General features: G+C 50.8%; 23 protein-coding genes and 1 other annotated feature. Of the genes, 16 read left to right on the top strand and 7 right to left on the bottom strand.

Features of this window, described 5'->3' with window-relative positions; all coding sequences use genetic code 11:
- Nucleotides 1-15: 15 nt before the first annotated feature.
- Nucleotides 16-1131 carry an aldo/keto reductase gene (locus tag I2H39_RS04595; protein ID WP_195625891.1) on the top strand — a complete coding sequence of 372 codons (1116 nt, stop codon included), beginning with the start codon at nucleotides 16-18 and terminating at the stop codon, nucleotides 1129-1131.
- Nucleotides 1132-1184: 53 nt separating this feature from the next.
- On the opposite strand, the gene I2H39_RS04590 is transcribed toward I2H39_RS04595, so the two are convergent.
- The 3 genes from I2H39_RS04590 to I2H39_RS04580 form a co-directional block, all read right to left on the bottom strand.
- The gene (locus I2H39_RS04590; protein WP_195625890.1) at nucleotides 1185-2027 is read right to left on the bottom strand and encodes a DegV family protein; all 843 of its coding nucleotides are present in this window, start codon (nucleotides 2025-2027) and stop codon (nucleotides 1185-1187) included.
- A gap of 98 nt (nucleotides 2028-2125) precedes the next feature.
- Entirely contained in the window at nucleotides 2126-3664 is a 1539-nt protein-coding gene (locus I2H39_RS04585) for a sigma 54-interacting transcriptional regulator (RefSeq protein ID WP_195625889.1), read from the bottom strand.
- Nucleotides 3624-4100, bottom strand: a complete 477-nt coding sequence (locus tag I2H39_RS04580) for a hypothetical protein (protein WP_195625888.1) — start codon at nucleotides 4098-4100, stop codon at nucleotides 3624-3626. The genes I2H39_RS04585 and I2H39_RS04580 overlap by 41 nt, the downstream gene beginning before the upstream one ends.
- Nucleotides 4101-4345: 245 nt before the next feature.
- On the opposite strand from I2H39_RS04580, the gene speB reads away from it, so the two are divergent.
- The 7 genes from speB to tyrS all read left to right on the top strand — a co-directional run bounded on the left by speB (nucleotide 4346) and on the right by tyrS (nucleotide 14538).
- A complete protein-coding gene (gene speB / locus I2H39_RS04575) occupies nucleotides 4346-5290 on the top strand; it encodes an agmatinase (protein WP_227146146.1) in 945 nt (314 codons plus the stop codon).
- A 43-nt stretch (nucleotides 5291-5333) separates the two neighbouring features.
- Complete coding sequence (locus I2H39_RS04570) at nucleotides 5334-6530, top strand: DUF819 family protein (protein ID WP_195625887.1); 1197 nt, start codon at nucleotides 5334-5336, stop codon at nucleotides 6528-6530.
- Between the two features lie 14 nt (nucleotides 6531-6544).
- A complete protein-coding gene (locus I2H39_RS04565; protein WP_195625886.1) occupies nucleotides 6545-7927 on the top strand; it encodes an amidohydrolase in 1383 nt (460 codons plus the stop codon).
- 353 nt (nucleotides 7928-8280) lie between these two features.
- Complete coding sequence (locus I2H39_RS04560; RefSeq protein ID WP_195625885.1) at nucleotides 8281-9891, top strand: aldehyde ferredoxin oxidoreductase N-terminal domain-containing protein; 1611 nt, start codon at nucleotides 8281-8283, stop codon at nucleotides 9889-9891.
- A gap of 161 nt (nucleotides 9892-10052) precedes the next feature.
- The gene (locus I2H39_RS04555; protein WP_195625884.1) at nucleotides 10053-12338 is read left to right on the top strand and encodes a glycosyltransferase family 2 protein; all 2286 of its coding nucleotides are present in this window, start codon (nucleotides 10053-10055) and stop codon (nucleotides 12336-12338) included.
- 43 nt (nucleotides 12339-12381) lie between these two features.
- Nucleotides 12382-12942 carry a TetR family transcriptional regulator gene (locus I2H39_RS04550; protein WP_227146164.1) on the top strand — a complete coding sequence of 187 codons (561 nt, stop codon included), beginning with the start codon at nucleotides 12382-12384 and terminating at the stop codon, nucleotides 12940-12942.
- A 50-nt stretch (nucleotides 12943-12992) separates the two neighbouring features.
- Nucleotides 12993-13263 (top strand) — a binding site (T-box leader).
- A gap of 45 nt (nucleotides 13264-13308) precedes the next feature.
- On the top strand, nucleotides 13309-14538 hold the full coding sequence (gene tyrS / locus I2H39_RS04545) for a tyrosine--tRNA ligase (RefSeq protein ID WP_138305845.1): 1230 nt from the start codon (nucleotides 13309-13311) through the stop codon (nucleotides 14536-14538).
- Between the two features lie 85 nt (nucleotides 14539-14623).
- On the opposite strand, the gene I2H39_RS04540 is transcribed toward tyrS, so the two are convergent.
- Both I2H39_RS04540 and I2H39_RS29605 read right to left on the bottom strand, forming a co-directional pair.
- A complete protein-coding gene (locus I2H39_RS04540) occupies nucleotides 14624-14968 on the bottom strand; it encodes a YdeI/OmpD-associated family protein (RefSeq protein WP_330640986.1) in 345 nt (114 codons plus the stop codon).
- Nucleotides 14922-15059 carry a hypothetical protein gene (locus I2H39_RS29605; RefSeq protein WP_347563747.1) on the bottom strand — a complete coding sequence of 46 codons (138 nt, stop codon included), beginning with the start codon at nucleotides 15057-15059 and terminating at the stop codon, nucleotides 14922-14924. The genes I2H39_RS04540 and I2H39_RS29605 overlap by 47 nt, the downstream gene beginning before the upstream one ends.
- Before the next feature lie 186 nt (nucleotides 15060-15245).
- Here I2H39_RS29605 and I2H39_RS04535 point away from each other — a divergent pair, with 186 nt between their 5' ends.
- Nucleotides 15246-16250, top strand: coding sequence for an immunoglobulin-like domain-containing protein (locus tag I2H39_RS04535; protein ID WP_195625883.1), 1005 nt, complete (start codon nucleotides 15246-15248; stop codon nucleotides 16248-16250).
- On the opposite strand, the gene I2H39_RS04530 is transcribed toward I2H39_RS04535, so the two are convergent.
- Nucleotides 16225-17166 carry an AraC family transcriptional regulator gene (locus tag I2H39_RS04530; RefSeq protein WP_195625882.1) on the bottom strand — a complete coding sequence of 314 codons (942 nt, stop codon included), beginning with the start codon at nucleotides 17164-17166 and terminating at the stop codon, nucleotides 16225-16227. The genes I2H39_RS04535 and I2H39_RS04530 overlap by 26 nt on opposite strands.
- 169 nt (nucleotides 17167-17335) lie before the next feature.
- Here I2H39_RS04530 and I2H39_RS04525 point away from each other — a divergent pair, with 169 nt between their 5' ends.
- Genes I2H39_RS04525 through I2H39_RS04505 form a run of 5 tightly spaced genes read left to right on the top strand, consistent with a single transcriptional unit; the run spans nucleotide 17336 to nucleotide 22654 of the window.
- Complete coding sequence (locus I2H39_RS04525) at nucleotides 17336-18370, top strand: TIM barrel protein (RefSeq protein ID WP_138305848.1); 1035 nt, start codon at nucleotides 17336-17338, stop codon at nucleotides 18368-18370.
- 55 nt (nucleotides 18371-18425) lie between these two features.
- A complete protein-coding gene (locus I2H39_RS04520; protein WP_195625881.1) occupies nucleotides 18426-19595 on the top strand; it encodes a carbohydrate kinase family protein in 1170 nt (389 codons plus the stop codon).
- A gap of 49 nt (nucleotides 19596-19644) precedes the next feature.
- Nucleotides 19645-20793 carry a Gfo/Idh/MocA family oxidoreductase gene (locus I2H39_RS04515; protein WP_195625880.1) on the top strand — a complete coding sequence of 383 codons (1149 nt, stop codon included), beginning with the start codon at nucleotides 19645-19647 and terminating at the stop codon, nucleotides 20791-20793.
- A gap of 13 nt (nucleotides 20794-20806) precedes the next feature.
- Nucleotides 20807-21796, top strand: a complete 990-nt coding sequence (locus I2H39_RS04510; RefSeq protein WP_138305851.1) for a sugar phosphate isomerase/epimerase family protein — start codon at nucleotides 20807-20809, stop codon at nucleotides 21794-21796.
- An 18-nt stretch (nucleotides 21797-21814) separates the two neighbouring features.
- Nucleotides 21815-22654 carry a class II fructose-bisphosphate aldolase gene (locus tag I2H39_RS04505; RefSeq protein ID WP_195625879.1) on the top strand — a complete coding sequence of 280 codons (840 nt, stop codon included), beginning with the start codon at nucleotides 21815-21817 and terminating at the stop codon, nucleotides 22652-22654.
- 32 nt (nucleotides 22655-22686) lie between these two features.
- Here I2H39_RS04505 and I2H39_RS04500 read toward each other — a convergent pair whose 3' ends face one another.
- Nucleotides 22687-23637: a LysR family transcriptional regulator gene (locus I2H39_RS04500; RefSeq protein ID WP_138305853.1), complete on the bottom strand. Its 951-nt coding sequence runs from the start codon at nucleotides 23635-23637 to the stop codon at nucleotides 22687-22689.
- A 144-nt stretch (nucleotides 23638-23781) separates the two neighbouring features.
- On the opposite strand from I2H39_RS04500, the gene I2H39_RS04495 reads away from it, so the two are divergent.
- A complete protein-coding gene (locus tag I2H39_RS04495; protein WP_138305854.1) occupies nucleotides 23782-25224 on the top strand; it encodes an aspartate ammonia-lyase in 1443 nt (480 codons plus the stop codon).
- A gap of 18 nt (nucleotides 25225-25242) precedes the next feature.
- Nucleotides 25243-26439 (top strand): malic enzyme-like NAD(P)-binding protein, encoded by a 1197-nt coding sequence (locus tag I2H39_RS04490; protein WP_195625878.1) that lies wholly within the window; start codon nucleotides 25243-25245, stop codon nucleotides 26437-26439.
- Nucleotides 26440-26468 lie beyond the last annotated feature (29 nt).

Here is a 26468-nt window from a genome sequence, read left to right as displayed (position 1 = left end):
GGAGGAAGCACAGAGATGGCATATTTAGGTGAGGAAATAAAGAAGCTGGGTTTTGGCCTGATGAGGCTGCCGCAAAAAGACGGCGTGATTGACATAGAACAGACGAAACAGATGACAGATTTGTTTCTGGAGGCGGGATTTACCTATTTTGATACGGCATGGGCTTATGCAGGCAGTGAGGATGCCATCCGCCAGGCATTGGTAGAACGGTATCCCCGCAGCCAGTTTCAGCTGGCCACTAAGAACGCTGCATGGATTAACTGTAAGAGCAGGGAGGAAGCAGCTGCACAGTTTGACACTTCCTTAAAGCAGACAGGAGCCGGATATTTTGATTTTTACCTGCTGCATAATCTGGGGGAGAGCCGGACACGCTTTTTTGATGATTATGATATGTGGGGGTTTGTACAGGAGAAAAAGGCCCAGGGGCTGATTAAGCATGTGGGATTTTCATTCCACTCAACACCTGAGGAACTGGATGAACTGTTAACCAGACATCCGGAAATGGAATTTGTCCAGCTTCAAATCAATTATGCTGACTGGGATTATCCAGCCGTGCAGTCCGGACGATGCTATGAGGTGGCCAGAAAACACGGAAAACCGGTGGTAATCATGGAGCCTGTAAAAGGCGGTATGCTGGCCAACCCGCTGGAGTCTGTCCTGAACATTTTGAAGGAGGCGGAGCCGGAGCGGTCGGCTGCGTCCTGGGCCATCCGTTTTGCAGCCGGTCTGGAAGGCGTTATTACCGTGCTCTCCGGCATGAGCAGCCTGGAGCAGATGGAGGATAATCTTTCCAGCATGAAGGATTTTAAGGGCCTGACCCCGCAGGAGCAGAAAACACTGGATGCTGCACAGAGGGAGATTAACCGGATACCTCTGATTCCATGCACTGCCTGCAATTACTGCGCAAAGGTATGTCCCAATAACATTGGCATATCCGGTTCATTTACAGCCATGAATTATCTGACCCTTTATAAGGATAAGGCGGCAGCCGCCCACCAGGAGGACTGGCTGGTGGGAGGGCATGGAAAAAAGAAAGCCTCAGAATGTATCAAGTGCGGCAAGTGTGAACAGGTCTGCCCCCAGCATATTGCCATTCGGGAAGAACTGGCAAGGACAGCGCAGGCACTGTAACTGTTTGGGGGACCGCTGTTTCCGGGCAGGCATATCCCGCAGGTACATGGCTGCTACAGACGGAGCACGCCGATTCCCACCAGACCGGGGCCGGTGTGCACAGCCAGGGAAGCTGTGATGGCTTTTTCCATAATCAGGCGTCCTTCCGGTATGCCGGCAATCAGCCGGGGCTTCAGTTCATGGGCCGCTTCCTGCCCCTGGCCGTTCAGCAAAGCGGTCAGGCAGGGACGGCCGCCAGCAAAGGAACTGGCCTCGGCCAGCAGTCTGGAGAGTCCCTGCTTTGCGCCGCGTATCTTCGCCGCAGTGTAATATACCCCGTCGTCATTGCAGGAGATGATGGGCTTAATGTTCAGAATGCTGCCTACCACAGAGGTAACCAGACCAATCCGTCCGCCTTTGCGCAGATAGGTCAGCGTATCCATGTAATAAAACACCTTGGAATCCTTGACTTTTTCCGGAAGTATTTCTTTCAGTTCTTCAAAGCTTTTTCCCTCTTCCAACTGCATCCCGGCCCATACAGCCAGGATACCGGCCCCGAAGGATATGCTTCTGGTGTCCAGCACAAAGGAAGTCAGGTCCTTTTCATCCCCCAGAACACTGCCGACCGTATTATATGTACCGCTTAAGCCGCTGGAAATACAGAATGCCAGCACATGGGTATAACCCTCTGCCTTGATTTCTTCAACCATATCTTTCACATCCTGGGGACTGGGTGTTGAAGTGGCGGGAATTTCTCCCGGAAAACGCTGATAAATGGTTTCGGGCAGGATGTCCACCCCGTCAATATAATCCCTTTCCGGATAAATGATATGAAGGGGCATCACCTTCATGTGGAATCTCTGGACTATCTCATGGGATACGTCGCAGCCAGAATCAATTAAAATCGCAGTTTTCATACAACACCTCCATATGTAGTATTCGATACTATATATAAAAGTATCTCATAACACAATGCCTGTGTCAACATGAAATTTGCCTGCTGCCGGAACTATTATTAAAATTTCAGTCCGTATTTCTGCAATTTCCGCACAGCCGTTGCCTGGCTTATTCCCAGTAATTTTCCAAGGCTGTAAGTGGAATCGCACTGCTGCATGGAACTGCAAAGCAGCCTCTTTTCAAACAGGTCCAGGATGGCAGGCAGTTCCTGCTGTCCTATCAGGGAACTGTAATCGTCAGCAGGAAAAGCATTTCCAGGTGCGAATTCCGGCAGCAGCAGCAAATCCTTTTCTGTAATCCGGATTCCGTCTGAGAGAATGCAGAGCTTTTCCAGGATGTTTTTCAGTTCCCGTATGTTTCCGTTCCAGGTATGGCGTTTCAGGCGTTCAATGGCCTCAGGGCTGATGGCTGTCTGTGTTCCCGCTGATTTGTTTATGCTGCACAGCACATTTTGGACCAGGAAAGGGATATCGTCCCGGCGTTCCCTCAATGGGGGGATGGTGACCGACATTACGTTCAGCCGGTAATACAGGTCCTCCCGGAACCTGCCTTCCCTGACCAGCTCGGGAAGATTTCTGCTGGTGGCTGCGATGAGCCTGAAATCACTGCTGACGGGCCGGCTGCTGCCCATGGGAGTGTAATTCTTGTCATCAATGGCGTGAAGCAGCTTTCCCTGGAGATGGTATGGGAACTCGTCGATTTCGTCTAAGAACAGGGTGCTCTTATCCGCCAGGGCAAACAGGCCTGTCCGGCCGGACTCTCTGCTGTCTGCCGGGCCCTTTTCGCAGCCAAAGAGCTCTGCTTCTATCAAATCGCCGGAAACAGCGCCGCAATTAAGCCGGACCAGATTGTGATTGCGTCTGCTGCTTATCTCATGGATAAGCGTTGCTATCACATCCTTGCCAACGCCGGTCTCTCCGAACAGCAGGACATGGGCATCGGTCTGCGATATCCGTGTCACCTGCCGTATGACCTTGCACATGCTCTCGGACTCGGCAACAATCTTATTGGACTTTAAGGTCAGGTCCGTCAGCTTGTCGGTGATGTTGGTGCAATTCTGCCGGCTTAAATTGTCGGCCGAGATTCTGACATCCATCATGTCGGCTATCTCCCTGGAGTTGATAACAACCCTGCGCACATCGCCGTTTTTGTCAAATATGGGGCTTGCAATGACCAGGATTTTCTGGCCGATTTTTGTTGTCTGGATATCCCGGAGCCGGTGTTTCATCTGAATGACCTTTTCGCTGAGGTCCGAGGAGATGAAGCCGTTGGCCTTCATCTGGGCGGATGTCCGTCCCAGCATGTCCTCTCGTTTCAGCCCGTAGATGCGCTCGCAGGCTTTGTTTACGAATACGCACAGCCCTGTGCTGTCCGTGACGTAGATTTCGTCGTAGGAATGATTGGCTATTTCCAGCAGCTCCCTGTATTTGGCTTTTACCTCGGCCAGTGATTTCTTGCTTGCGTACAGGTCCGACATGTTAAAAAGGAACAGGGCAATTTTAACAGGCTCCCCCTCCTCAAAATAGGGGTAAGCTTGAATTTCCAGGCTGATGTCATCATAGGAAGCATGGTAGGTCTGCTTGAATGATATTGCCATGGATATCAGAAAGAATAAAACCAAAATTAAGGTCGGCAAAAAATGATTTGCTGACTTTTTTTCTGTATGTCTCGTCGGATTGGATGTGGTTCACAAGCAGGGCTGTCTTATTGGCAATGCCGATGCAGCAGCCGTCGTCAGAGGTTACAATGATGGTCCTGCCTGCAATCAATTCCGGGTTTATGAAGCTGCAGTTTTGAGGGAGGGTCACATAATCGCTGTCGCTTATGGATTCCAGCACATGGTCAAACTGCAAGCCAAAGGCAATCTCCTTATAAAGCTTGCCTGTATGGATGATTCCGCAGGGCTTTTTCCTGGCATCGCACAAAATGATGTGGCTGGCGTTCACATCGTTTTGCAGCAGGTAGTGGAGCAAATCCCGTATACTCTGGTTAAATTGAAAGATTGGAACAATGTCAATATATTTTGTATCCATACGCGTCACCTTTTGTTGTTTTGCTGAGATTTTTGTCATGTTTCCCGGATTCCGTCCAAAGTGGTTCCTTTGTGGTATTCCATTCCCAGTATACCATAGAATCCGGAAAATCAATTCAGGATAATGATTCATAATTGAATCGTTTTTACCGTTGACTGGTTCTGGGCATACGGCTAATATAGAGGACAAAGCTGAGGGGCCCTGATGCAAAGTGATACAATTATGTTTCTTATGGAGGTATTGATATGAATGACAATCGTTTAAATCTGCCCATGACAGGCATCTGTTCTTTTATGAAAAAGGAGGTTTGTGCTGATTTGGACCAGCTGGATGCGGATGTGGCAGTTCTGGGGGTGCCCTATGATATGGGAATCCAGTACCGTTCAGGTACCAACCAGGGGCCTGAATGCATCAGGGCAGGTTCAAAATTAACGGCATTTACCAATGATGACGGCGTATATGACCCTGACAGGGACGAAATGTTCCTGGACAGCCGCTGGAGGATTGTGGACTGCGGCGACGCTGATATTGTCCACGGTGATTTGGAACAAAGTTTCCGCAATATTGAAGGCTCTGTCCGGAAGATTGTGGCAAGGGGAGCCATGCCCGTGGTGATGGGAGGAGACCACTCCATCACAATTCCGGTGGTCAGGGCATTGGACAGCCTTGGTCCGGTCTGTGTGGTTCAGATTGATGCACATCTGGATTGGTGCGATGAACGGGCGGGACAGAGACTGGGGCAGGGAAGCCCCATGCGCAGGATTTCTGAGATGAAACATATAAACGGAATGGCCCAGGTGGGAATCCGGGGCCTTGGAAGCAGCATGAAGTCCGATTTTGAGGATGCCCGGGCATACGGCAGCGTGATTATCCCGGCCCGGGATGTAAAAAAGAAGGGAATCCAGTACGCTCTCAGCCAGATACCGGAAGCGGACCGGTACTATATTACATATGACATCGATGGTACGGACCCTTCCCTGGTAACAGGCACAGGCACGCCGTCTGCGGGCGGACTGGACTATTATGAAATCAATGACCTGCTGTACGGAATTACCAAAAAAGGAGAGGTAGTGGGCTTTGACCTGGTAGAGGTGGCTCCTCAGTATGACCTGTCCGGGTATACGGGCATTTTTGCCGCCAGGATGATGATTGAATTTATGGGATATATTTTAAAATCAAAAGAGAGATAAAGAACCGGCAGACCTTTAATTGTTATGAAAGCAGAGGAATCGTATGGATGGAGTCTTAATTAATGATACACTGTTAATCTTTGCAATTATTATCGGAGTCACGGCATTTGGTATGTACGCTGAGAGAAGGTGGCGGTGGGCCGGTATTTTGTCCGGCATGGGCGTCAGTATTTTCACGGCCGTGGCCCTGGTTACCTGCCATGTGCTGCCCACTGCGTCCGGCGCATATGACGTTGTGTTTGATTATATCATGCCTCTTGCCATTCCCATGGTGCTTCTTGAGGCAAATATAAAACGAATCATCAGGGAAAGCGGGCATGCCTTTATTCTGATGAATGTCGCCTGTCTGGGCGCAGTGGTCGGCGGCATTGCGGTGGGATTTTTGTTCAGGAATAATTTCTATTTTGCAAAGGACATTGCCGGATATGTAGCCATGGAGGTGGGCGTGTGTACCGGAGGTACGGTAAACCAGGCTGCAATGGCCAAAACCTTTCATGTAAGCCAAAATGTGGTGGGAGCTGCCGCGGTTGGAAGCAATCTGGTGGCGGTAACCTTCCTGGTGGTTATTGGAATGGTACCTAATCTGAAGTTTTTCAAGAAGAATTTCAGGCATCCCTATATGGACGAGCTTGAAATCCAGGGTACGGATTCCGGCAGGACGGCTGAGACTGAGGCAGCCAAAGAGGGAGCTGGATACACGGTGCTGGGACTGGCAAAACTGCTGGCGTTCTCCTTCGGGGTATTGGGAGTATCAACCCTGGTCTGCAGCTTCATGGGTTCCCTGGGACTGCCCACTGTATTTGACATGCTGTTCAGCAACATTTACCTGGTTACCTCCGTGCTCACCCTTGTGGTTGTCACCGCATTTCCAAAGTTTGCGGAGTCCATGCGGTTTGGGCAGGAAATCGGTTCCTTCATGCTTCTGCTGTTCATGACCGTAATGGGCACAGGGGCCAGCATCATTGAGATTATCCAGATTGCCCCTATGATTGTTGTGGCGAAAATCATCATTATTTTCTTTATCATGACCATCACCCTGGGTATCACCAAAATTTTCAAGATGAATCTGGAGGAAGCGCTGATTTCCATAAACTCAAGCTATGGCGGACCGGCCACGGCCTGCGCCTATGTGGGCAGCAAAGGGTGGCAGCGGCTTATGATACCGGCTGTGCTGATTGGTGTGTACGGATATATTATCGGCAACGCGCTCGGCATACTGGCCGGAAACATTTTCCTGTGATATGAGGTGACAATATGAACGCTGATTTTATCTGCTCGCAGATTGAAACACACAAGAAGGAAATCATAAGGTTAAGCCTGGATATATGGGAAAATCCGGAGGGGCCTTACAGGGAATTTAAGGCAAGCGCCTGGACGGCAGGATTGCTTGAAAGGCATGGATTTCAGGTGGAATTGGGGGCGGGCGGCATTAAGACCGCCATAAAAGCCCGCTGCGGCAAGGGACATCTTGTTATCGGCTTTCTGGGTGAATACGATGCGCTCCCCGGCCTGAGCCAGACCGGAAGCAGTGAGCCGGAACCAGTCCCCGGCCAGGAATACGGCCATGGCTGCGGGCACAATCTCATATGCGGGGCAAATGCAGGCGCTGTCATTGCGCTGAAAGCATGGATGGAGCAGGAGCATATTCCCGGTACCATTATATTTTACGGCTGTCCGGCGGAGGAGGTCCTTACGGGAAAGCCTTTTATGGCAAGGGCCGGCCTGTTTGATGAACTGGATGCAGCCCTGGCCTTCCATCCCATGGAATGCAATATGACAACCTATGGAAATATGACGGCGGCCAATATGGCAAAGTTCCATTTTAAGGGAAAAACCGCCCATGCTTCCGCTGACCCTTACAACGGGCGCTCCGCCCTGGACGCAGTTGAACTTATGGACATCGGAGCCAATTATCTCAGGGAACATATAAAGCCTGACGCCAGAATCCATTATACGATTACCGAAAGCGGCACTGTGCCTAATATTGTCCCTGACAAGGCATGTGTGTGGTATTTTGTGAGGGCTGCCATGAGGGAGGATGCGGAGGATGTCTACAGAAGACTTGTGGATGTGGCAAAAGGCGCTGCCCTGATGACTGGTACAGAGCTTGAGACAGAGTTTTTAGGGGGATGTTATGAGACCTTAAACAATAAGGTGCTGGAGGATTTGGTACACAAGGCCATGGAGGATATTCCGCAGGAACCCTGGACACAGGAGGAAATAGAGTACGCATCAGCCCTGAACCGATTCTATGAGAAGAATAAATCAGCTATTTTGGACCAACATGATTTGCCGGATAACATGGAAATCCATGAGGGGGTGCTTCCCATGCTTGCAACAGGGGACTGCAGCTCATCGGATGTTGGGGATGTGGCCCATATAGTACCCACGGCATTTTTCACAACGGCCTGCAGCAACATAGGCGCACCCGGCCACAGCTGGCAGATTACAGCCTGTTCCGCCCACAGCATTGGCCTGAAGGGAATGCTGTACGGAGCAAAAATACTGGCAAAAGCCGCCCAGGATTTGCTGGCGGAGCCTGAAATACTGGAACGGGCAAATGCGGAATTCAAAAAAAGAATCAGGGGAAAGACATATCAATGTCCGTTACCGGAAAGCATGGATATACCTGAATAAGTAAGAAAAACAGGGCCATACAGATGCAGGAAGGATACCTGCTGCCATATGGCCCTGTTTTTGTATGCCGATAAAAATACAGAGGATATGCATGAGGGATACAGCGGATGCTTCAGTCATGGATATAGATAAAAACAATTTCGGATAAAAGAACATAAATATAAGCTATTTGTGGTAATTTTTCCAAATGATATAATGTATAGGGTAAATATACATATGATACAGACAGGAGGAAAACAGGTCCAGGCGCCGGAGAGGTGCAGAAGAAGATGTCACTAATATACGGTAAGATAGAGATATTAGAGTATAATGAGAAACTTGTCCTGGTAAAGGCTATATAGAAAGGGATTGGAATGGAGAAGATTTTAAAAGCGGATTTGACCACTGAAAGAATAGAAGTCCTGGACTATGAGCCAACGTCGTGGGGCTGTTATGGGCGGGGGCTGGCCCTTAAACTGGTGGCTTCCAACGTACCCTATTATGCAGGGCGCTATTCGCCGGAAAATGCAATTGCCCTGGTTCCGGGCATACTGACCGGATGTAAGGTTGCCAGCTGCTGCAGAGTAACCATTGCCTCCAAAAGAGGAAAAGGAGAAGGCCTGCAGGTCTGTAATGTTTCAGGGAACCTTCCCCAGAAGATGGCATCCCTGTCAGTTGCAGGACTGTTGATTTACGGGAAATCCACTGAGAAAAATGCTGTCCTGCATATAAGAGAAGATTCGGCTGAAATAATCCATATACCGGAATTGGAGGGAAAAGAAACAGGACTTATAGTAAAAGGATTAAAGGATAGATTTGGAGCAGACGCGGCCATATTGGGAGTCGGGAAAGCGGCGGATATGCAGCTTTCCTTAAGCACCTTTTTCTGCACTTACCCGGACGGAGAACCGGAATACCACTGTCCCCGGAATGGGTTTGGAGATATACCGGGAAGCAAGGGGCTAAGGGCGGTAGTGATTACCGGAAACAGCTATTTTGGGCGTGAATGCCGGGATAAGGACCGTTTCTTTGATGCCGGAAAAAAGCTGGCACGCATTATCCTGGAAAGCGAGGTGTGCGGCCAGGCCCTGCCGGCCTACGGCTCTATCACCCTGCTGGAACTCCTGAAGGATAAAGAAAAGAGAACAGATTTCCTGAAAAGGGACAGTCAGAAGCTTTACGGCAGGACGCAGGAACCTTCCGTAAGAAAATCAACGGCAGGGAAGCCGGAGGAGGGGCGGAGAAAAGCCCGAAGGATTAACTATTGCTGTGCCCCCATGTGCGTGGTGGGGTGTTTAAACCGGCATATGTCCAATGACGGAGAGGCATATATTTCTCCTGAGCAAAGCGAAGTCATGGCGGCTTTAAAAAGAGGCTTTGATATTGATGATATGGCCTTTACAAAGCAGGTACAGAAAAGAGCCATGGACCTGGGCATAACAGGTACAGAGTTCGTTACTGCCGCTAAGATGTATCTCAGTGCAGAGGGGAAAAGGCAGGACGGAGAGCATATTCTTGACTTGCTGGAGGAGATTGACCAGGGAACACTGACCGGAAGGATTGTGGCATCCAGAACAGAAGGTATCTTAAGATTGTACCCGGACAGAGAGGACCTGATTCCCCTGCTGGACCGGAAGGCAGTTGATGATGAAATTAAGTTTGACCTCCGCTTGGAAAAGATAGATGAACGCTACCAGACGGTACCGGATATAGAGTATCTGTACGACCAGATATTTGTTCTGGAAAATCTGGGATTCTGTATTTTCACTTCGTTTGCATTGTTAAACAACAGGGAGGCAATGGAGCTGATGGCTGAGTTATTTACATACAGGACAGGTGTGAAAGCGGACTTTATTCAGCTTATGGAGTATGCCAAAATCTGCCGGGAAAAAGAAAAAAAATTTGAGGAGGATAATTCTATCCGGAATATGAGTGCCAATATACCTCCCTTTACAAAAGTACTCTACCGCTATTTTGAAAAATAGCGCTGTTGCACAGGAAAATAGCGCTGCAGCATTGAAAAATGGTGGGCTGCCCGGACCGCGTCCAACCGCTGGAATCAATTTACATATTGCCACCCCCCTGATAAGCTGTATAATTGAATGAAGATTGAAATGATTCATACAGCGAAAGAACAAGAGGAAACATGAACAGAAATCGGAGGATACACAAGACAGATTCCCATTCCGGCGTACGTATATTCTGGGGCTGGGCAGCCGTTCTCACCACCATTATTTACATAAGCTGGAGAGTCTTCTTCACGCTGCCGGATTACAGGACATACGGCTGGCTGGCAGCGGTTTTAGGCGTTATACTGGCTGCAGCGGAATGTTCTGCCATGCTGGAGGGAACAGAGCATTTCATACGGCTCCAGCGAAAGGTGATTCCCGAAAAACCGGAGGTTCCCAGGGAATGGTATCCGGAGGTGGATGTGCTGATTGCCACCCATAACGAGGATGCGGAGCTGCTGTTTAAAACAGTGAACGGCTGTATCCATATGGATTACCCGGATAAGACAAAGGTACATATTTATCTGTGTGACGACAGCGGCCGTCCGGAGGTGGCAAGACTGGCAGCAGAGATGGGAGTAGGTTACTGTGCCATGAAGGAAAACCGGCATGCCAAGGCAGGGAACCTGAACAATGCCATGTCCATGACGGATTCCCCATGGGTTGTAACCCTGGATGCGGACATGATTCCCATGCAAAACTTCCTGACTGAGGTGGTTCCCTACACGTTTCTGCCTGTGATGAAGAAGCTTGAGGACGGAACCTGGGCAAAACGGACAGCCGGTGAAATGGACGGGTCCTTCCGGATAGGCTTTATCCAGACGCCCCAGAGTTTTTATAACCCGGACTTATTCCAGTTTAACTTTTTCAGTGAAAAGAGGATTCCCAATGAGCAGGATTTCTTTTTTAAGGAAGTCAATGTAGGGCGGAATAAAGCCAATGCCCCCATATATGCCGGTTCCAATACGCTGCTTTCAAGGCAGGCCCTCAACGAGGCAGGAGGCTTTGCAACAGGAACGGTTACAGAGGATTTTGAGACAGGCCTGCGGATACAGTCAAAGGGATATACCTGTTACGCCATAGACAAAATCCTGGCCCACGGACTTGCTGCAACGGATGTGGGAAGCCTGGTCAGACAGCGAATCCGCTGGGGACGGGGCTGCATCCATTCCCTCAGAAGGGTGCATATCTTATGGAACCCAGGATTTAAATTTAATACAAAATGCAGCTACCTGTCCTGCCTCATGTACTGGTGGACCTTTTTACGGCGGTTTGTATATATTTCAGCTCCCATTCTGGCAGTTCTGTCAGGTGTTCCCGTGGTGGTCTGCAGCCTGGAGGGTTTCCTCTTTATCTGGCTTCCTGCATATCTGCTCTATAATCAGGCGCTAAAGGTTGTCTCCGGCAGGATAAGGTCCCGGCGCTGGAGCAACATCATAGATACCACCATGTTTCCCTATCTCATTGTTCCCATTGTTCTGGAGACTTTATACTTTAAACAGAGAACATTTCATGTGACGGATAAAAGGCGGGTCCGGGGAAGAAATTCCAGCTGGAAACTGGCCATACCCCATATGTTATTTTTAGTGTTTGATTTGGCAGCCCTGTTTTTGTGCCTGAGGCATGTATTCCTGAATGGCTTTTTCGGAAGCGTCATTCTGGCCGTTTGGCTGGCTGCCAATGGCCTGGACCTTGTAATGGCCGTATTTTTCATGACAGGGCGGAAAAATCTGCGGACCAATGACCGTTTCGATGTTCAGATGCCGGCAGAGATTACATATCTGGGGAGAGAGAGTCATGGGGTGACTGAAAACATTTCAGAAACAGGGCTTTCCGTCATTACAAAAGAGCCTGTCTATGTGCCGTATGAAAAGGAACATGCAGTGGTTCACCTGAAATCACGGAAATATGAGGCGTGGATAAAGTGCAGGGCAGTTCATGTCCGCAGAGTGGGGAATGGATGGCTCTACGGCCTGCAAATCATGTCGTTGGAAGGGGAAAACAAGAAGCAGTATTACCAGATGCTCTATGACCGCCACCATGGGCTTGCGGAACAGATTCACAAATCAGCGGGATTATACAGGGATATATGGCTGAACATCCGGAAACGATTCAGGGGAAATACGGTATCCGGGCAGAAACTGCCGGGCATAAGCCTGGATGTGGAGCTGGAAACCCTGGAAATGGGAAGGGTCAGGGCGGTTGCCTGGGATTTTGAATCCATTACCCTGGAAGGGACAGGAGGGAAGGAGAGGCTGACCCTGGTGGCTCCGGAACAGGGGATGATGGTCCGCTGCGTGCTTGCCGGTCCGGAGAGAGGGCGGTACCGGATTGAGAATCAGAGAGAGCTGCTGTCAAGCGAGTCATTTGGGGGATTATTCTGCCGGGATGCTTCAAGGGATATTGCCATGGAAGGAAGATAAGGATATAATATCAGCAGTCAGTACAAGAGAGGTAAGATATAAGGTGGATGAGAAAGCAGACAGCAGGAAAAAATTGTCGGAAGCAATCGAATATCTGTTGGGCAGAAAGAGTCTGGATGATATTCCGGTAAGCGAAATCGTGGAGAAAGCAGGCATATCAAGGCGGACCTTTTACCGCCATTTCTGTGACAAGTACGAGCTGGTGAACTGGTATTACGATGAATTTTATGAAGAAAGCTTCGGCAGCATTGTGATGGGAGCCGGTCTGGAGGAGGCATTGGTCCAGTGCCTGCGGATTTACTGGCAAAAGAGGAATGTCCTGAAGCATGCATATGAGAGCCGGGATATCAATGGCCTGAAGAACCATGATATCCAGATTACCAGAAGGATTTATGAGACATTCCTGAAGCAGAGGGGCGCGGATATCCGGTCTGAAATCATGTGGTTTTCCATTGAAATGGCTGTGAGGGGCGGAAGCGACATGGTGATTCAGTGGATGCTTGGAAATATCGAACTTCCGGCTGAGAAAATGGCGCGCCTGATTTGTGAGACGCTGCCCGAGGCAATTAAAAAGTACCAGATGCAGCCTGTCACACATGTGTAAATCTGTGACTTCCCTTTTGGCATGTCTCCTGCTATACTGCACATGTAATAAAGAATGCCATGAAGGAGACCAGTAGTACAGAGGTTTTTCTCACAGAGAGCGTCCGGTTGGTGGAAGGACGCAGGAAACACTGTATGAATACGCTCCGGAGCAGCAGCCTGAAATGGTCAGAGTGTGTCTGAATATTGTTGTTTGCCGCACTCAGGTAGGGTTTGACGGGAACGCCCGATACAGCGTGAGAGTGTTGACTGACACTCGATGAGGAATGTTCTGTGAAGGATGTTCAAGTACAGAGGTGGTACCGCATAACCTGCCCTCTGCAGCAAGCTGCTGCAGGGGCTTTTTTTGTCTGAAAAGGAGGAAGACATGGGAATTTACGAAGAATTGGAAGCAAGGGGACTGATTGCCCAGGTAACGGATGAAGCAGAGATTAGGGAGCTGGTGAACGGGGGAAAGGCAAAGTTTTATATCGGCTTTGACCCAACGGCGGATTCCCTTCATGTGGGGCATTTCATGGCCCTGTGCCTGATGAAGAGACTGCAGATGGCGGGAAACCGTCCCGTGGTCCTGCTGGGAGGAGGAACAGGATACATCGGGGACCCCTCGGGCCGCACGGACATGCGCTCCATGATGGGACCGGATGTGATTCGCCATAACTGCCAATGCTTTAAGCGGCAGATGGAACGCTTTATTGATTTTGACGGGGAAAACGGAGCCATTGTCGTGAACAATGCGGACTGGCTTCTGAATCTGAACTATATTGAACTTCTCAGGGATGTGGGCGCCTGCTTTTCCGTGAACAATATGCTCCGCGCAGAGTGTTATAAGCAGAGGATGGAAAAAGGGCTGTCCTTCCTGGAATTCAACTACATGATTATGCAGTCCTATGATTTTTACCATCTGTACAAGGAGCTTGGCTGCAACATGCAGTTTGGCGGGGACGACCAGTGGTCCAATATGCTGGGCGGAACAGAGCTGATTCGAAGGAAACTGGGGAAAGACGCTTATGCCATGACCATTACCCTTCTCATGAACTCGGAAGGAAATAAGATGGGTAAGACTGCAAGGGGAGCCGTGTGGCTGGACCCGCAGAAGACATCGCCCTTTGAGTTCTACCAGTACTGGAGAAATATTGCAGATGCGGACGTGATGAAATGCATCCGCATGCTTACCTTCATCCCGGTGGAAGAGATTGATGCCATGGACAGCTGGCAGGGAGCCCAGTTAAACAGGGCAAAAGAAATCCTGGCCTATGACCTGACTGCGCTGGTGCACGGGGAGGAGGAGGCCCGCAAGGCAAAGGAAACCTCCGTTTCCCTGTTTGCAGGGTCCATGGATGATGATAATATGCCGTTTACAGAGGTTGGGGAAGAAAACCTTATACAGGACAGCATAGGTATCATGGACCTCCTTGTGCTGTGCGGTCTGGCAGCATCCAAAAGCGAGGCCAGAAGGCTGATTGCACAGGGAGGAATCCAGGTCAGCCAGAAACGGGTGGAGACCATTGACTTTGCCGTGAGCCGGTGTATGCTGGAGGATGGAATCATCCTTCAAAAAGGGAAAAAGGTGTTTAGAAAAGCGGGCATGAAGAAATAGTTCATATATGCCTGGGGGCGCTGCGGATGAAAGGTTCATTTTGCAGCGCCTTTAGAGGGTGTTTGAAGCATTGCAGGGTGCGTTCTTACATGGGTTTCAGGTTTTTCTCCAGACGTTCCACCATCCAGGCAAAGCGCCTGGCGCGCCCTGCGTCCGTCCTGGCATCATAATAAGCCCTTGTATAGGTTTTTTGCACAGAGGGAGACATTCCCTGAAAATTCAGATATGCCTGTTCATGTTCTTTTAAAAGACCGGCCACTGCCTGGATTTGTTCCGCTGTGACAGCCGGGGGGCCGGAAGGCTTGTCCCACTGGCCGTTTTGTCTGGCCTCCCGGATTTTCTCTCTTCCGAAATCAGTCATCAGTCCGTATTTTTCCAGGCCTTCAGCCAGGGTCTTGTTCTTTTCGGACCACTTGCTTTGACTTTTCAAACTGCAGCCAGACGCCGCCGCTGTCCGTGCAGTGATTCTCCAGCCAGATGCGGAACTCGCCGCGTGTCTTAAAATGCAGGGGCTCGCTCATACTATGTTCTCCGTTCTGTGTGCGGGGTTTATCTGTATGAGAAAATTATAGCATGGGACAGGGCAAATGGACAGGATTTGTTTGCGGATTCTATCATGTGATTTATATACTATGTTTTTATGGGTTTGTCTGCTATAATATTCAAAAATGCCGATGGTTCTGGTATTGATTCAGGAGGGGATTTTCATGAAATATAGAAGAGTAACGGCACTGACGGCTATTTTGGTTTCCGCCGTGGTGTCCGTATGTGCCTGCGCATGGACGGCAGGGGATGATGCAAATGTCTGCACAAAGGTGTCTGAACAGGAAAAGAATGAATCATCAAAACCAGTCTCCCAGGCCGGAACGGAAGCACAGACCGAATCAAGCCAGGCTGCTCCCAATATGCAGTCAGCACCCATTCTAAAGGGAGAAGCCCGGTCTGCGGCAGCAGAAGCCCATGGCCTTCTGGAACAGGCATCGCCTGAAACCAGCGCCATGACCCTGTTTATATACGATGGGAAGTCTGTGCGGCTGTCCTATATGTTTGACAGCAAAAAGGAACAGGGGATACTGGATGCTCTGAGCGCTGTAAAGGCAGAACCAGTGGATGGCTGGACCGCAAAGGACGCATCCCTGCCTGTGTACGGAATTGAGATTGGCAGGCAGGATGGAATGAGTATTTTTGCTGCGTGGACCAATGGGAGATGGATTGCCCAGGACGGGTCTGTATATAAATTCGATTATGATTTTGAAGGTCTGGCGCACAGGAAGGAATGGGAGAGCGCAGGGGAACTGCCCTCTTTAACAAATTTTCCGTGCGCCCGGATATTCACCCAGGAAAAAGATAAGTGGAATACCCGGTTTCTGGTTCCGGCTGCTCCTTTAAACCCACCGGATGGCATTTCCATGACGCTGGATTCCTGGGATAAGGATATGGCGGAGGTGACTATTACCAATGAGAGCGGCGGGGAATGGAGCTGCGGCGAATTTTACGAGTTACAGGTTCAGATTGACGGCACATGGTATGAGATTCCGGCCATGCCAGGCAACTGGGGCTTTAACTGCGTGGGCTTTTATGTGCCGGACGGCGGCGGGCAGAGTATGCTCAATCATCTGGAAATGTATGGGGAACTGCCCCCGGGAAAATACCGCCTGGTTATGAAGGAGCTGTCGGTAGAGCATGTCATACCACCAGTTGGTTTACCATAAGAACACAGCGCTCTAAAAGCACAATGCTGGAGGCAGGGGACAGGAATTCCTGGGTGGTGAGCATGGATTTTTGCTGCTGTTTCAGCTCGTCGTGGCGGAAATTCCGGCGGTATTCCTTGGGGGAACAGCCATACTGCCGCCTGAAGCCGCTGTTAAAATATTTGGAATCAGAAAAACCGCAGGACATACATATGTCCAGCAATGGGAAGTCCGTCAGCAGTAAAAGCTGGCGGGCTTTTTCGCACCGGATTTTGGCCAGGTATTCCTGAAAGGGGATTCCCAGGTAATCTTTAAAAAAGTGGGACAGGTAGGTAAGACTTAAATCCTCCTTCAGGGCAAGGTCGGACAGGAGAAGCTTTTCCGAATAATGTTCGTCAATATAGTGGGTGATTTTGCGCATGCGGGAAGCCTTGCTCTGGGAGGCGCTTTTTTCCTTATCAGACAAAAGCCTGTTGGGAAGAGCTTCCAGCAGGCCGGCAAAGAGCAGGTTCAAGAGCCCAGCGCATTTTAATTCAAATTTGTCGGTTTTTTTCAGGTAAAGGCAGGCAAGCTCTATCATCATGTCGTACAGCTTTTTGTGGACATCCATTCCATCCTTTTGGAGAATCAGGGAGGTGAATTCCAGATTGGCAATCTGGGGGTAATAGGAGGAAAAAAAGGACGGGTGTACCTGCAATGAAACTAAGAGGGCAGGTGAATCGGCCTTCAGTTCATGGCTCTGAAATGGGTTCACAATAAAGAAATCCCCTGGTTTCAGGCTGCGGTTCTCATTCTGGGCCTGAAGGCTCAGACTGCCCTCCAGCAGAAGGCAGAGCTCAAAATCCTTGTGGATATGGGGTGTGCGGTAAAGCATGTTGACGAGAAACAGTTTAAAGTTCATTTGGCTGTGCGATATGATTTCAAATTCCTGGTTCATTGAATCCTTACCCCCTTTCCCACAGTATACGTCCTTCCGGCTGTACTTGTAAAGTAAAAAGCAAACTTGTCATGGTTTGAACCGTAAATTTGTTTGGGATTCCAGGCTGGAAACTTGCTATAGTATGAGTATGATACACAGACAACCAATGAATCAGGAGGGTAAGGATATGACAAAATTCAAGTTTTCCGTGGGGCCATGGAATGTGCATTCAGGAGCGGATTCCTACGGGCCGGCTACCAGAAATGAAATTGATTTTGAAGAGAAAATCAGGAAATTCGCGGAGCTGGGTTTTTCCGCCATCCAGTTCCATGATGACGACGCAGTGCCGGATATTAATGATTATACAGAGGAAGAGATAAAGGAAAAGGCCAGGGAACTAAAAAAAATGCTGGACAAATACGGGCTGGCGGCTGAGTTTGTGGCTCCCAGGCTCTGGATGGACGGACGCACCGCGGACGGCGGATTTATGAGCACCTCACAGGAGGACAGGGAATACGCCATGTGGAGGGCTTACCGCTCCATCGACATTGCAAAGGAGCTGGGCTGCAATATGGTGGTGCTGTGGCTGGCAAGGGAGGGAACCCTTTGCGCGGAGTCCAAATCCCCTGTGTGGGCCACAAAGATGCTGATTCAGGCCATCAACAAAATGCTGGAATATGATTCGGATATCCGGATATGCATTGAGCCAAAGCCAAACGAGCCCATTGACAGAAGCATCTGCGGGACCATGGGCCATGTACTGGCTGTGTCGGCAGCCACCATTGACCCCGGAAGGGTGGGCGGAAACCTGGAGAGCGCCCATGCCATTCTGGCCGGCCTTGACCCGGCCCATGAAATCGGATTTGCCATGGCAATGGGAAAACTGATGACCGTGCATCTCAATGACCAGAACGGAATCAAGTATGACCAGGACAAGGCTTTCGGCGTGGAAAACCTGCGGGCTGCCTTTAACCAGGTCAAGGTACTGAAGGAAAATGGCTATGGTGAGAACGGGGAATACGTGGGCCTGGATGTAAAGGCCATGAGGACCACCAGGGATGAGGACAGCTATAAGCATCTGGAGAACAGCCTGAATATATTCAGGGCATTGGAAGAAAAGGTGGACCGGTTTGACTATGAATACCAGAAGGAATGTGTGAAAAACCGGGATTTTGAGGGACTTGAAATGTATGTGATGAATCTTCTCATGGGCCTTGCATAAGGAATATGCGAAGGACAGGTACGAAGAATGGCAACAAGCGCCAAAAGGGGAAAGAATGGTGGCAGACAAGAGAGCAGTGGCAGAAAAGCGTGCAGTGGCAGACAAGAGAGCAGTGGCAGCAGGACATATTTGTATTGATATTACTCCCCTGTTTCCAAAGGGGAGCACAGGAGAGGCGGGAAAAATTCTGGCGCCCGGCAGTCTGGTGCAGATGGATGGGGTGGATATCCATCCCGGCGGGGCAGTGGCAAATACCGGCCTGGCCATGAAACGGCTGGGGGTGGATGTGCGCCTGATGGGAAAGATAGGAAAGGATGAGCTGGGAACCCTTATCCTTAAGTGTCTGGAGGGACATGGGGCCGCAGAGGGAATGATTCTGTCGGACCAGGAAAAGACTTCGTATTCCGTTGTGCTGGCCATGCCGGGAATTGACCGTATTTTCCTGCATGACCCAGGCGCCAATGTGACATTTTCCGGCAGCGACCTGGACTTTGAGGCAATCAAAGAGGCGCACCTGTTCCATTTCGGATATCCGACCCTGATGCGGCATATGTACCAGAACCAGGGAGAAGAAATGGCCCGGATGTTCAGGCGGATAAAAGAGGGGGGAACCGCCATATCCCTGGACATGGCAGCCATTGACCCGTCCTCGGAAGCAGCCGGGGCGGACTGGAAAGGGATTTTGGAAAAGGCGCTGCCCTATGTGGATTTCTTTGTGCCAAGCGCAGAGGAGCTGTGCTTTATGCTGGACCGGGAACGCTACCGGGAATGGACCAAACGGGCGGAGGGCAGGGATATCACAGAGGTAATCCAGGTCAAGGATGTGAAGCCCCTGGGGCAGATGGTCCTGGATATGGGGGCCGGGGCTGTATTGATTAAATGCGGCGCTCCGGGCATCTATTACCGCACGGCCTCCGGAAACCGGATAGAAGACCTGTGCAGGAAGCTGAATCTTTCCATGGAATCCTGGAAGGACAAGGAGGGCTTTGAGCCAGGCTTTGAACCGGATACAGTGGTATCCGGTACTGGTGCAGGGGATACCAGCATTGCGGCGTTCCTGGCCTCAGTCCTGAGGGAAGCGGACCTTAAAGAGGCCGTGGAGATGGCGGCTGCGGCAGGCGCTTGCTGCGTGGCTGCTTACGACGCCCTCAGCGGCTTAAAGTCCCTGGAGGAAATGAAGGAGAGAATCAGGCGGGGATGGAGAAAAGGGGCATACAGACCATGATGAGACAGAGCTGAAAAATGGCAGAACCAACCATGAAAGGAGAAGAGAGATGGCAAAGACACTGACATACGGTATGGTAGGCGGGGGTCCGGATGCATTTATCGGCGATGCCCACCGCCGGGCAATCGGGCTGGATGGAACGGCAGTCATTGGGGCAGGGGTATTTTCAAGAAACCGGGAGAAATCCTTACAGATGGCGGAAGAACTCGGCGTTTCCCCGGAACGGTGCTATGAGGATTACCGGGCAATGGCCAGGGCCGAGGGAGAGCGGGAGGACGGGATTGACTTTGTGGTGGTGGTCACGCCCAACCAGTCCCATTATGAAATCTGCCGGGCCTTTTTGGAGGCGGGAATCCACGTGGCCTGCGATAAACCGGTGACAACCACATACGGACAGGCAAAGGAACTGGAAACCCTGGCAGAGGAAATGGGCCTTTTGTTTATGGTGACTTATACCTATATGGGCCATGTGACCGCAAAATACGCCAGGGAGCTGGTGGCTTCCGGCGCCATCGGTAAGGTGCGCACGGTCATGGCGGAATATCCCCAGGGCTGGCTTGCATTTGAGGGTGATTTCGGAGGAAAGCAGGGAGAGTGGCGCTGCGACCCGCAGCAGTCGGGCGGGGTGAACTGCCTGGGAGATTTGGGCACCCATGTGGAGAATGCAGTGGCAGCCATGACCGGCCTTAAGATTAAGCGTCTCCTGGCTAAAATGGATGTCATTGTACCCGGCCGTGTGCTGGATGACAACGACAGTATTCTGGTGGAATATGACAATGGAGCCACCGGCATATATTGGACGTCACAGGTGGCGGTGGGGCATGACAACAGCCTGCGAATCCGTATTTACGGCAGCAAGGGCACCATCCAGTGGTTCCAGGAAACACCTGAGAAGATTACGGTCATAGATGCAGACGGCACCATCCGGGAAGTGCACCGGGGATATGGAGCCATAGGGGAAAGGGCAGGCAAATACGGAAGGCTTCCGGCCGGACATCCCGAAGGCTGGTTTGAGGCCATGGGCAATCTCTACCGCAGCTTTGCAGAATGCATCCGCGCCAAACAGGAAGGAACCTTCAGGCCGGAAATGGCGGATTATCCTGCGGTGAGCCAGGGCGCTGAAGGGCTGGCGTTTGTGGAGGCCTGCCTGGAAAGCAATAAGAATGGAAACACATGGGTGGAGTTAGAGCGTAAATAAGGAGGATATGATTATGGCAAGACCGGTAACGATTTTTACAGGACAATGGGCTGATTTGGGTTTGGAGGAAATGTGCCGGACAGCAAAAGACATGGGATATGAGGGGCTGGAGATTGCCTCCTGGGGCCAGATTGATTTACAGAAGGCAGCGGAGGACCCGGAATATGTAAGGGACCTGAAAGCCACCCTGGAAAAATACGGACTTGGATGCTGGGCCATTGGCGCCCATCTGCCGGGCCAGTGCGTGGGCGATGTGTGGGACCCGCGTCTGGACGGGTTCGCACCGGCGGAACTGGCAGGGAAACCGGATGAAATCAGGGCATGGGGCATACAGCAGTTAAAGTACGCTGCCATGGCTGCAAAGGCCATGGGAGTCGGGGTGGTGACTGGTTTTATGGGTTCCCCCATCTGGAAGATGTGGTATTCCTTCCCTCAGACCACAGAGGAAATGGTGGAGGCAGGGTTTCAGCAGATTAAGGAGCTGTGGACCCCTATTTTCGACGTGTTTGACCAGTGCGGCGTAAAGTTTGCCCTGGAGGTCCATCCAACAGAAATCGCATTTGACTATTACAGCACCCGGAAACTGCTGGAGGTGTTTGAATACCGTGAGACTCTGGGCATTAATTTTGACCCCAGCCACCTGATTTGGCAGGGAATGGATCCGGCCATGTTCCTGTATGATTTTGCCGACAGGGTGTATCACGTACATATTAAGGATGCGGCCGTAAACCTGAACGGAAGAAATGGAATCCTGGGCTCTCACATCACCTTCGGCGACCCAAGACGGGGCTGGAACTTTGTATCGCCGGGCCATGGCGACGTGGATTTTGACAAAATCATCCGGATACTGAATGTAAAGGGATATGACGGGCCTCTCTCCATTGAATGGGAGGACAGCGGCATGGACCGTATTTTCGGGGGAACAGAGGCATGTGCATTTACGAAGAAGATTAATTTTTCGCCGTCAGATATTGCCTTTGACGATGCATTAAAGACAAAGTAAGAAGGACAGGTAAGAAAAATGCTGGTAAACTTAAATGACGTATTGATTCCCGCCAGGAGGGGAAAGTACGCGGTGGGACTGTTTAACACGGTCAATCTGGAACTGGCCAGAGGTGTGATGGAGGCTGCCGAGGAACTGGACTCCCCTGTTATCATCGGAACAGCCGAGGTACTGCTGCCCTATGGGCCCCTTGAGGACCTGGCAAATCTTCTGATTCCCATGGCGGAGCGGGCGTCGGTCCCTGTGGTGGTGCATCTGGACCACGGCCTGAAGGAGGAGACATGCAGACAAGCCCTGAACCTGGGATTCAGTTCCATTATGTATGACTGTTCCACCATGGAATACGAGGCTAATATCGGACATGTAAAAAAAATGGCGGAAACAGCCCATGCCTGCGGTGCGTCCATTGAGGCGGAGCTGGGTCATGTGGGAGATAACGGAGGAGAGGACCCATCCTTATTTTATACGGATTCGGCCCAGGCACGGGATTTCATTGAGAGAACCGGAGCAGATGCGCTGGCCATTGCCGTGGGAACGGCTCATGGCGCCTACAGGCTTCCGCCCAGGCTGGATTTTAACCGGATTGCTGAGATTGCGGAAACCATTCCAACGCCTCTGGTCCTTCACGGGGGCTCCGGTCTGTCGGATTCGGATTTCAGGACAGCGGTGGGGCGGGGAATCAGCAAGGTCAATATTTTCACGGATATCAACCAGGCCGGCGCCAGGGCAGCGGCCCTTGGCTGCAGGGAAGGAGCGGGGCTTACGGATATCATTCTGCCGGAGATAGAAGCGGTGAAACAGTCTGTGATGGAGAAGATGAGATTGTTTGGGTCTGTGGGCAGGGGGAGTGAGAGGTAAGGTTAAGATACCAGAGAGGGATGCAGAACCGGTTACAAGGGTTTTGCATCCCCTTCTGCTATAAGAAGAAATTCCTCCATGGCCCGGCTGAAATACCGTCCGTTTTTCCAGTAAAAATACAGATTCCGCTGGCAGAGGACGTCATCCAGCTTGTAGTACACCACGCCGGGGTGGATGGGTACCTGCTTAATCAGCGTGTCGCTGATAAAGGAAATGCCCATTCCGGAACAGGTGATGTTATAGGAAGTAAGCTGCTGGTCCAGTTCAAACCGGATATCCGGGGTAATATTACGGCCGGCCAGGATTTTCATGGCCCGTTTTCGTGTATCATTATCCGGTTTGAGCATGATATAGGGTTCCTTTCCGAACGGTTCCAGGGGAACAGGCGCAATGTCCCTGTCCAGGAAGGAACCGTCATGAATCATTTCCGCCGGAATCTGGTATTGGGCCGTTTCCCTGTTTACTTCAAGGGCCTTCGGTACAGCCAGAAGCAGGTATTCCTTCCGGTAAATACGGCTGTCAAAGGCAGTCTTATCCAACTGGCAGTTGTCAATCATAAGGTCAATGCCGCCATTTTGCAGCAGGGATTTTAACTCGGATGTATTTTCTTCAATCAGTTCCACCTTTACCATGGGAAACTGCCGGGTAAAGCTGCCAATCAGCGGGGGAAGGACCCAGGATGAAAAAAGGCTGCTGCCTCCCAGGACCAGCTTCCCTGTTTTTAATCCGCCCCAGTCATTCATGAAACTGCTGAACTCATGCTCCACGGAAATGATTTGCTCCACAGAGCTGATATACCGTTTGCCGAATTCCGTGAGAGTCAGGGGCTTTGTGCTCCGGTCAAAGATGGGATAGCCTATGTGTTCTTCAATCCTTTTTACGGTGGCGCTTAAGGAGGGCTGTGATATAAACAGTTTCCTGGCAGCTTTGGAAAAGCTTTTCTCCTGATAGACCGTGTAGATATATTCCATTCCCTGAAACATGGCATCCCCCTTATTTTTCCAAAAAGTATATTACTGGAGCTATAATTAATATAGAACCATATGTATTGGATTATATTATACCGCGGCCTTATAATAACATCAACTTGATATTATATCATTTGAATAGGGGAGGTTTCATTAAAAATGGACGGAAGAAAAGATTACAGGGTGGAAATGGATTCAGTGGGGGCAAAGGATGTGCCGGAGGATGTGTACTATGGGGTACAGTCCATGCGGGCGGCTGAAAATTTCCAGATTACCGGACTGAATATGCATCCGGAAATCATCAACAGCCTTGCTTACATAAAAAAGGCAGCTGCAATCACCAACTGCGAAATCGGACTGCTGGATAAGAAAATAGCGGAGGCCATTGTGCAGGCGTGCGATGAGATACTGGAGGGCAGGTTCCATGAGGATTTTATTGTTGACCCCATTCAGGGAGGAGCGGGCACGTCCTTAAACATGAATGCCAACGAGGTGATTGCCAACCGTGCCATTGAGATACTGGGAGGGCAGAAGGGTGATTACTGCATTGTCAGCCCCAATGACCATGTGAACTGCGGACAGTCCACCAACGACGTAATTCCCACTGCCGGGAAGATGACCTCCCTGCGGCTGTTGAAGAACCTGAAGTCAGAGCTTATGCGCCTTCACAGGGAGTTTAACCATAAGGCGGAGGAATTTGACCATGTAATCAAGATGGGGCGCACCCAGATGCAGGACGCGGTGCCCATCCGTCTGGGGCAGGAATTCAAGGCCTACTCCGTGGCTGTCATGCGCGATATCCGCCGTATGGATAAGGCCATGGAGGAGATGTGTACCTTAAATATGGGCGGAACTGCTATTGGAACGGGTATCAATGCCGATGAAGCCTACCTGCGAAGAATTGTCCCCAATCTGGCGGAGGTGTCAAATATGGAGTTTGTGCAGGCATTTGACCTGATTGACGCCACCCAGAACCTGGACCCCTTTGTGGCAGTGTCAGGTGCAATCAAGGCCTGTGCAGTAACCCTGTCCAAGATTGCCAATGACCTCAGGCTGATGTCCTCCGGCCCCAAGGCGGGCTTCAATGAAATCAACCTGCCTGTAAAGCAGAATGGTTCTTCCATCATGCCGGGCAAGGTCAATCCCGTGATTCCGGAAGTGGTGAACCAGGTTGCATTTAACATCATTGGAAATGACCTGACCATCACCATGGCGGCGGAGGCCGGCCAGCTGGAACTGAATGCCTTTGAACCCATTATTTTCTACTGCATGTTCCAGTCCATTGACACCCTGGCCTATGCAGTCAGAACCTTTGTGGACAACTGTGTATCCGGCATCACGGCCAATGAGGACCGGTGCCGTTCCCTGGTGGAAAACAGCATTGGAATCATTACTGCCCTTTCTCCTCATGTGGGATATGAGAAGGCTGCGGACATTTCAAAGAAGGCTCTTCAGACAGGTACGCCTGTGAGGAGCATCATACTTCAGGAGGGCTTACTGGATGAAACCGAGCTGGACCATATCCTGGACCCGGTCCGTATGACGGAGCCTGGAATATCGGGAAAAGAGCTTCTGATGAAAAATAGCCTTGATGAGAAATAGCCGGGGAGGAATGGAGATATGGATTATGCAAAGGCTGCTTTGGAAATGCACCGGGCCAATCATGGAAAACTGGAGATAACAAGCAAGATTCCTTTGACAACAAGGGATGAGCTGAGTACTGCATATACACCGGGTGTAGCTGCCCCTTGTTTGAAAATCAAGGAGGACAAGAGGGAGGCATACACTTATACGGCAAAAGGCAATCTGGTGGCTGTGGTGACGGACGGAACCGCGGTGCTGGGACTGGGAGATATCGGTCCGGAGGCCGCTATGCCGGTCATGGAGGGGAAAGCTATCCTGTTTAAGAAATTTGGTGGCGTGGATGCGGTTCCCATCTGTCTGGATACCAAGGACACGGAAGAAATCATAGAAACAGTCAAACGGATTGCCCCTGCATTCGGAGGCATCAACCTTGAGGATATAAGCGCACCCCGCTGTTTTGAAATTGAACAGAGGCTGGAGCGGGAGTTAAATATCCCTGTTTTTCACGATGACCAGCACGGCACCGCCATTGTGGCCACGGCTGCCCTGATTAATGCCCTGAAGCTGACAGGAAAATGCATGGACAGGATTAAAGTCATTGTAAACGGGCCGGGAAGCGCCGGCACGGCCATCACGAAAATGCTGCTTCATGCCGGGGTGAAACATCTAATTGTCTGTGATGAGAACGGCGCTCTGTATCCCGGACGTGAGAAGATGGATGCACATAAAGAAAAGCTTTCCCTGCTGACCAACAGCAGCAAGGTAAAAGGGACGCTTAAAGAGGTAATTGCCGGTGCAGATGTTTTCATCGGCGTTTCGGCAGCCGGGGTGGTATCAAAGGAGATGGTCAGGTCCATGCAGGAGGACGCCATTGTTTTTGCCATGGCAAACCCTGTGCCTGAAATCATGTATGAGGAAGCAAAGGAAGCCGGCGCGCGCATCATGGCTACCGGGCGAAGCGATTGTCCAAACCAGATTAACAATGTGCTGGTATTTCCGGGACTGTTCCGGGGCGCCCTGGACTGCCGGGCCAGGGATATCACTTATGATATGAAGCTGGCAGCAGCGTATGGCATTGCGGATTTAGTCAGGGAAGAGGAACTGGGGGAAGAGTATATCATTCCGTCGGCCTTTGACGAGCGTGTGGCCAGGGCTGTGGCAGAGGCGGTGAAGAGGGCAGCCGGGGAAACAGCCGGACTGCTGGAAGAGGAGCAGGATTTAATCCAAAAATGAGACACGGAAGGGGCGGAATGTTTCCGCCC

This window comes from Clostridium sp. 1001283B150225_161107_B6 (genome assembly GCF_015556325.1).
Taxonomy (GTDB): Bacteria; Bacillota; Clostridia; order Lachnospirales; family Lachnospiraceae; genus Enterocloster.
The sequence above is the reverse complement of the archived record's forward strand: the minus strand, read 5'-3'. Positions and strand labels throughout refer to the sequence as shown.

What these genes read in the sequence shown, in the direction of transcription:
- I2H39_RS04560 (WP_195625885.1), top strand. Translation starts at nt 8,281, where the DNA reads ATGGAGAAGATTTTAAAAGCGGATTTGACCACTGAAAGAATAGAAGTC.
- I2H39_RS04490 (WP_195625878.1), top strand. Translation starts at nt 25,243, where the DNA reads ATGGATTATGCAAAGGCTGCTTTGGAAATGCACCGGGCCAATCATGGA.
- I2H39_RS04595 (WP_195625891.1), top strand. Translation starts at nt 16, where the DNA reads ATGGCATATTTAGGTGAGGAAATAAAGAAGCTGGGTTTTGGCCTGATG.
- I2H39_RS04555 (WP_195625884.1), top strand. Translation starts at nt 10,053, where the DNA reads ATGAACAGAAATCGGAGGATACACAAGACAGATTCCCATTCCGGCGTA.
- I2H39_RS04565 (WP_195625886.1), top strand. Translation starts at nt 6,545, where the DNA reads ATGAACGCTGATTTTATCTGCTCGCAGATTGAAACACACAAGAAGGAA.
- I2H39_RS04570 (WP_195625887.1), top strand. Translation starts at nt 5,334, where the DNA reads ATGGATGGAGTCTTAATTAATGATACACTGTTAATCTTTGCAATTATT.
- I2H39_RS29605 (WP_347563747.1), bottom strand. Translation starts at nt 15,059, where the DNA reads ATGAGCGAGCCCCTGCATTTTAAGACACGCGGCGAGTTCCGCATCTGG.
- I2H39_RS04505 (WP_195625879.1), top strand. Translation starts at nt 21,815, where the DNA reads ATGCTGGTAAACTTAAATGACGTATTGATTCCCGCCAGGAGGGGAAAG.
- I2H39_RS04515 (WP_195625880.1), top strand. Translation starts at nt 19,645, where the DNA reads ATGGCAAAGACACTGACATACGGTATGGTAGGCGGGGGTCCGGATGCA.
- I2H39_RS04525 (WP_138305848.1), top strand. Translation starts at nt 17,336, where the DNA reads ATGACAAAATTCAAGTTTTCCGTGGGGCCATGGAATGTGCATTCAGGA.
- I2H39_RS04535 (WP_195625883.1), top strand. Translation starts at nt 15,246, where the DNA reads ATGAAATATAGAAGAGTAACGGCACTGACGGCTATTTTGGTTTCCGCC.
- I2H39_RS04500 (WP_138305853.1), bottom strand. Translation starts at nt 23,637, where the DNA reads ATGTTTCAGGGAATGGAATATATCTACACGGTCTATCAGGAGAAAAGC.
- I2H39_RS04580 (WP_195625888.1), bottom strand. Translation starts at nt 4,100, where the DNA reads ATGGATACAAAATATATTGACATTGTTCCAATCTTTCAATTTAACCAG.
- I2H39_RS04530 (WP_195625882.1), bottom strand. Translation starts at nt 17,166, where the DNA reads ATGAACCAGGAATTTGAAATCATATCGCACAGCCAAATGAACTTTAAA.
- I2H39_RS04585 (WP_195625889.1), bottom strand. Translation starts at nt 3,664, where the DNA reads ATGGCAATATCATTCAAGCAGACCTACCATGCTTCCTATGATGACATC.
- I2H39_RS04520 (WP_195625881.1), top strand. Translation starts at nt 18,426, where the DNA reads ATGGTGGCAGACAAGAGAGCAGTGGCAGAAAAGCGTGCAGTGGCAGAC.
- I2H39_RS04495 (WP_138305854.1), top strand. Translation starts at nt 23,782, where the DNA reads ATGGACGGAAGAAAAGATTACAGGGTGGAAATGGATTCAGTGGGGGCA.
- I2H39_RS04510 (WP_138305851.1), top strand. Translation starts at nt 20,807, where the DNA reads ATGGCAAGACCGGTAACGATTTTTACAGGACAATGGGCTGATTTGGGT.
- tyrS (WP_138305845.1), top strand. Translation starts at nt 13,309, where the DNA reads ATGGGAATTTACGAAGAATTGGAAGCAAGGGGACTGATTGCCCAGGTA.
- speB (WP_227146146.1), top strand. Translation starts at nt 4,346, where the DNA reads ATGAATGACAATCGTTTAAATCTGCCCATGACAGGCATCTGTTCTTTT.
- I2H39_RS04590 (WP_195625890.1), bottom strand. Translation starts at nt 2,027, where the DNA reads ATGAAAACTGCGATTTTAATTGATTCTGGCTGCGACGTATCCCATGAG.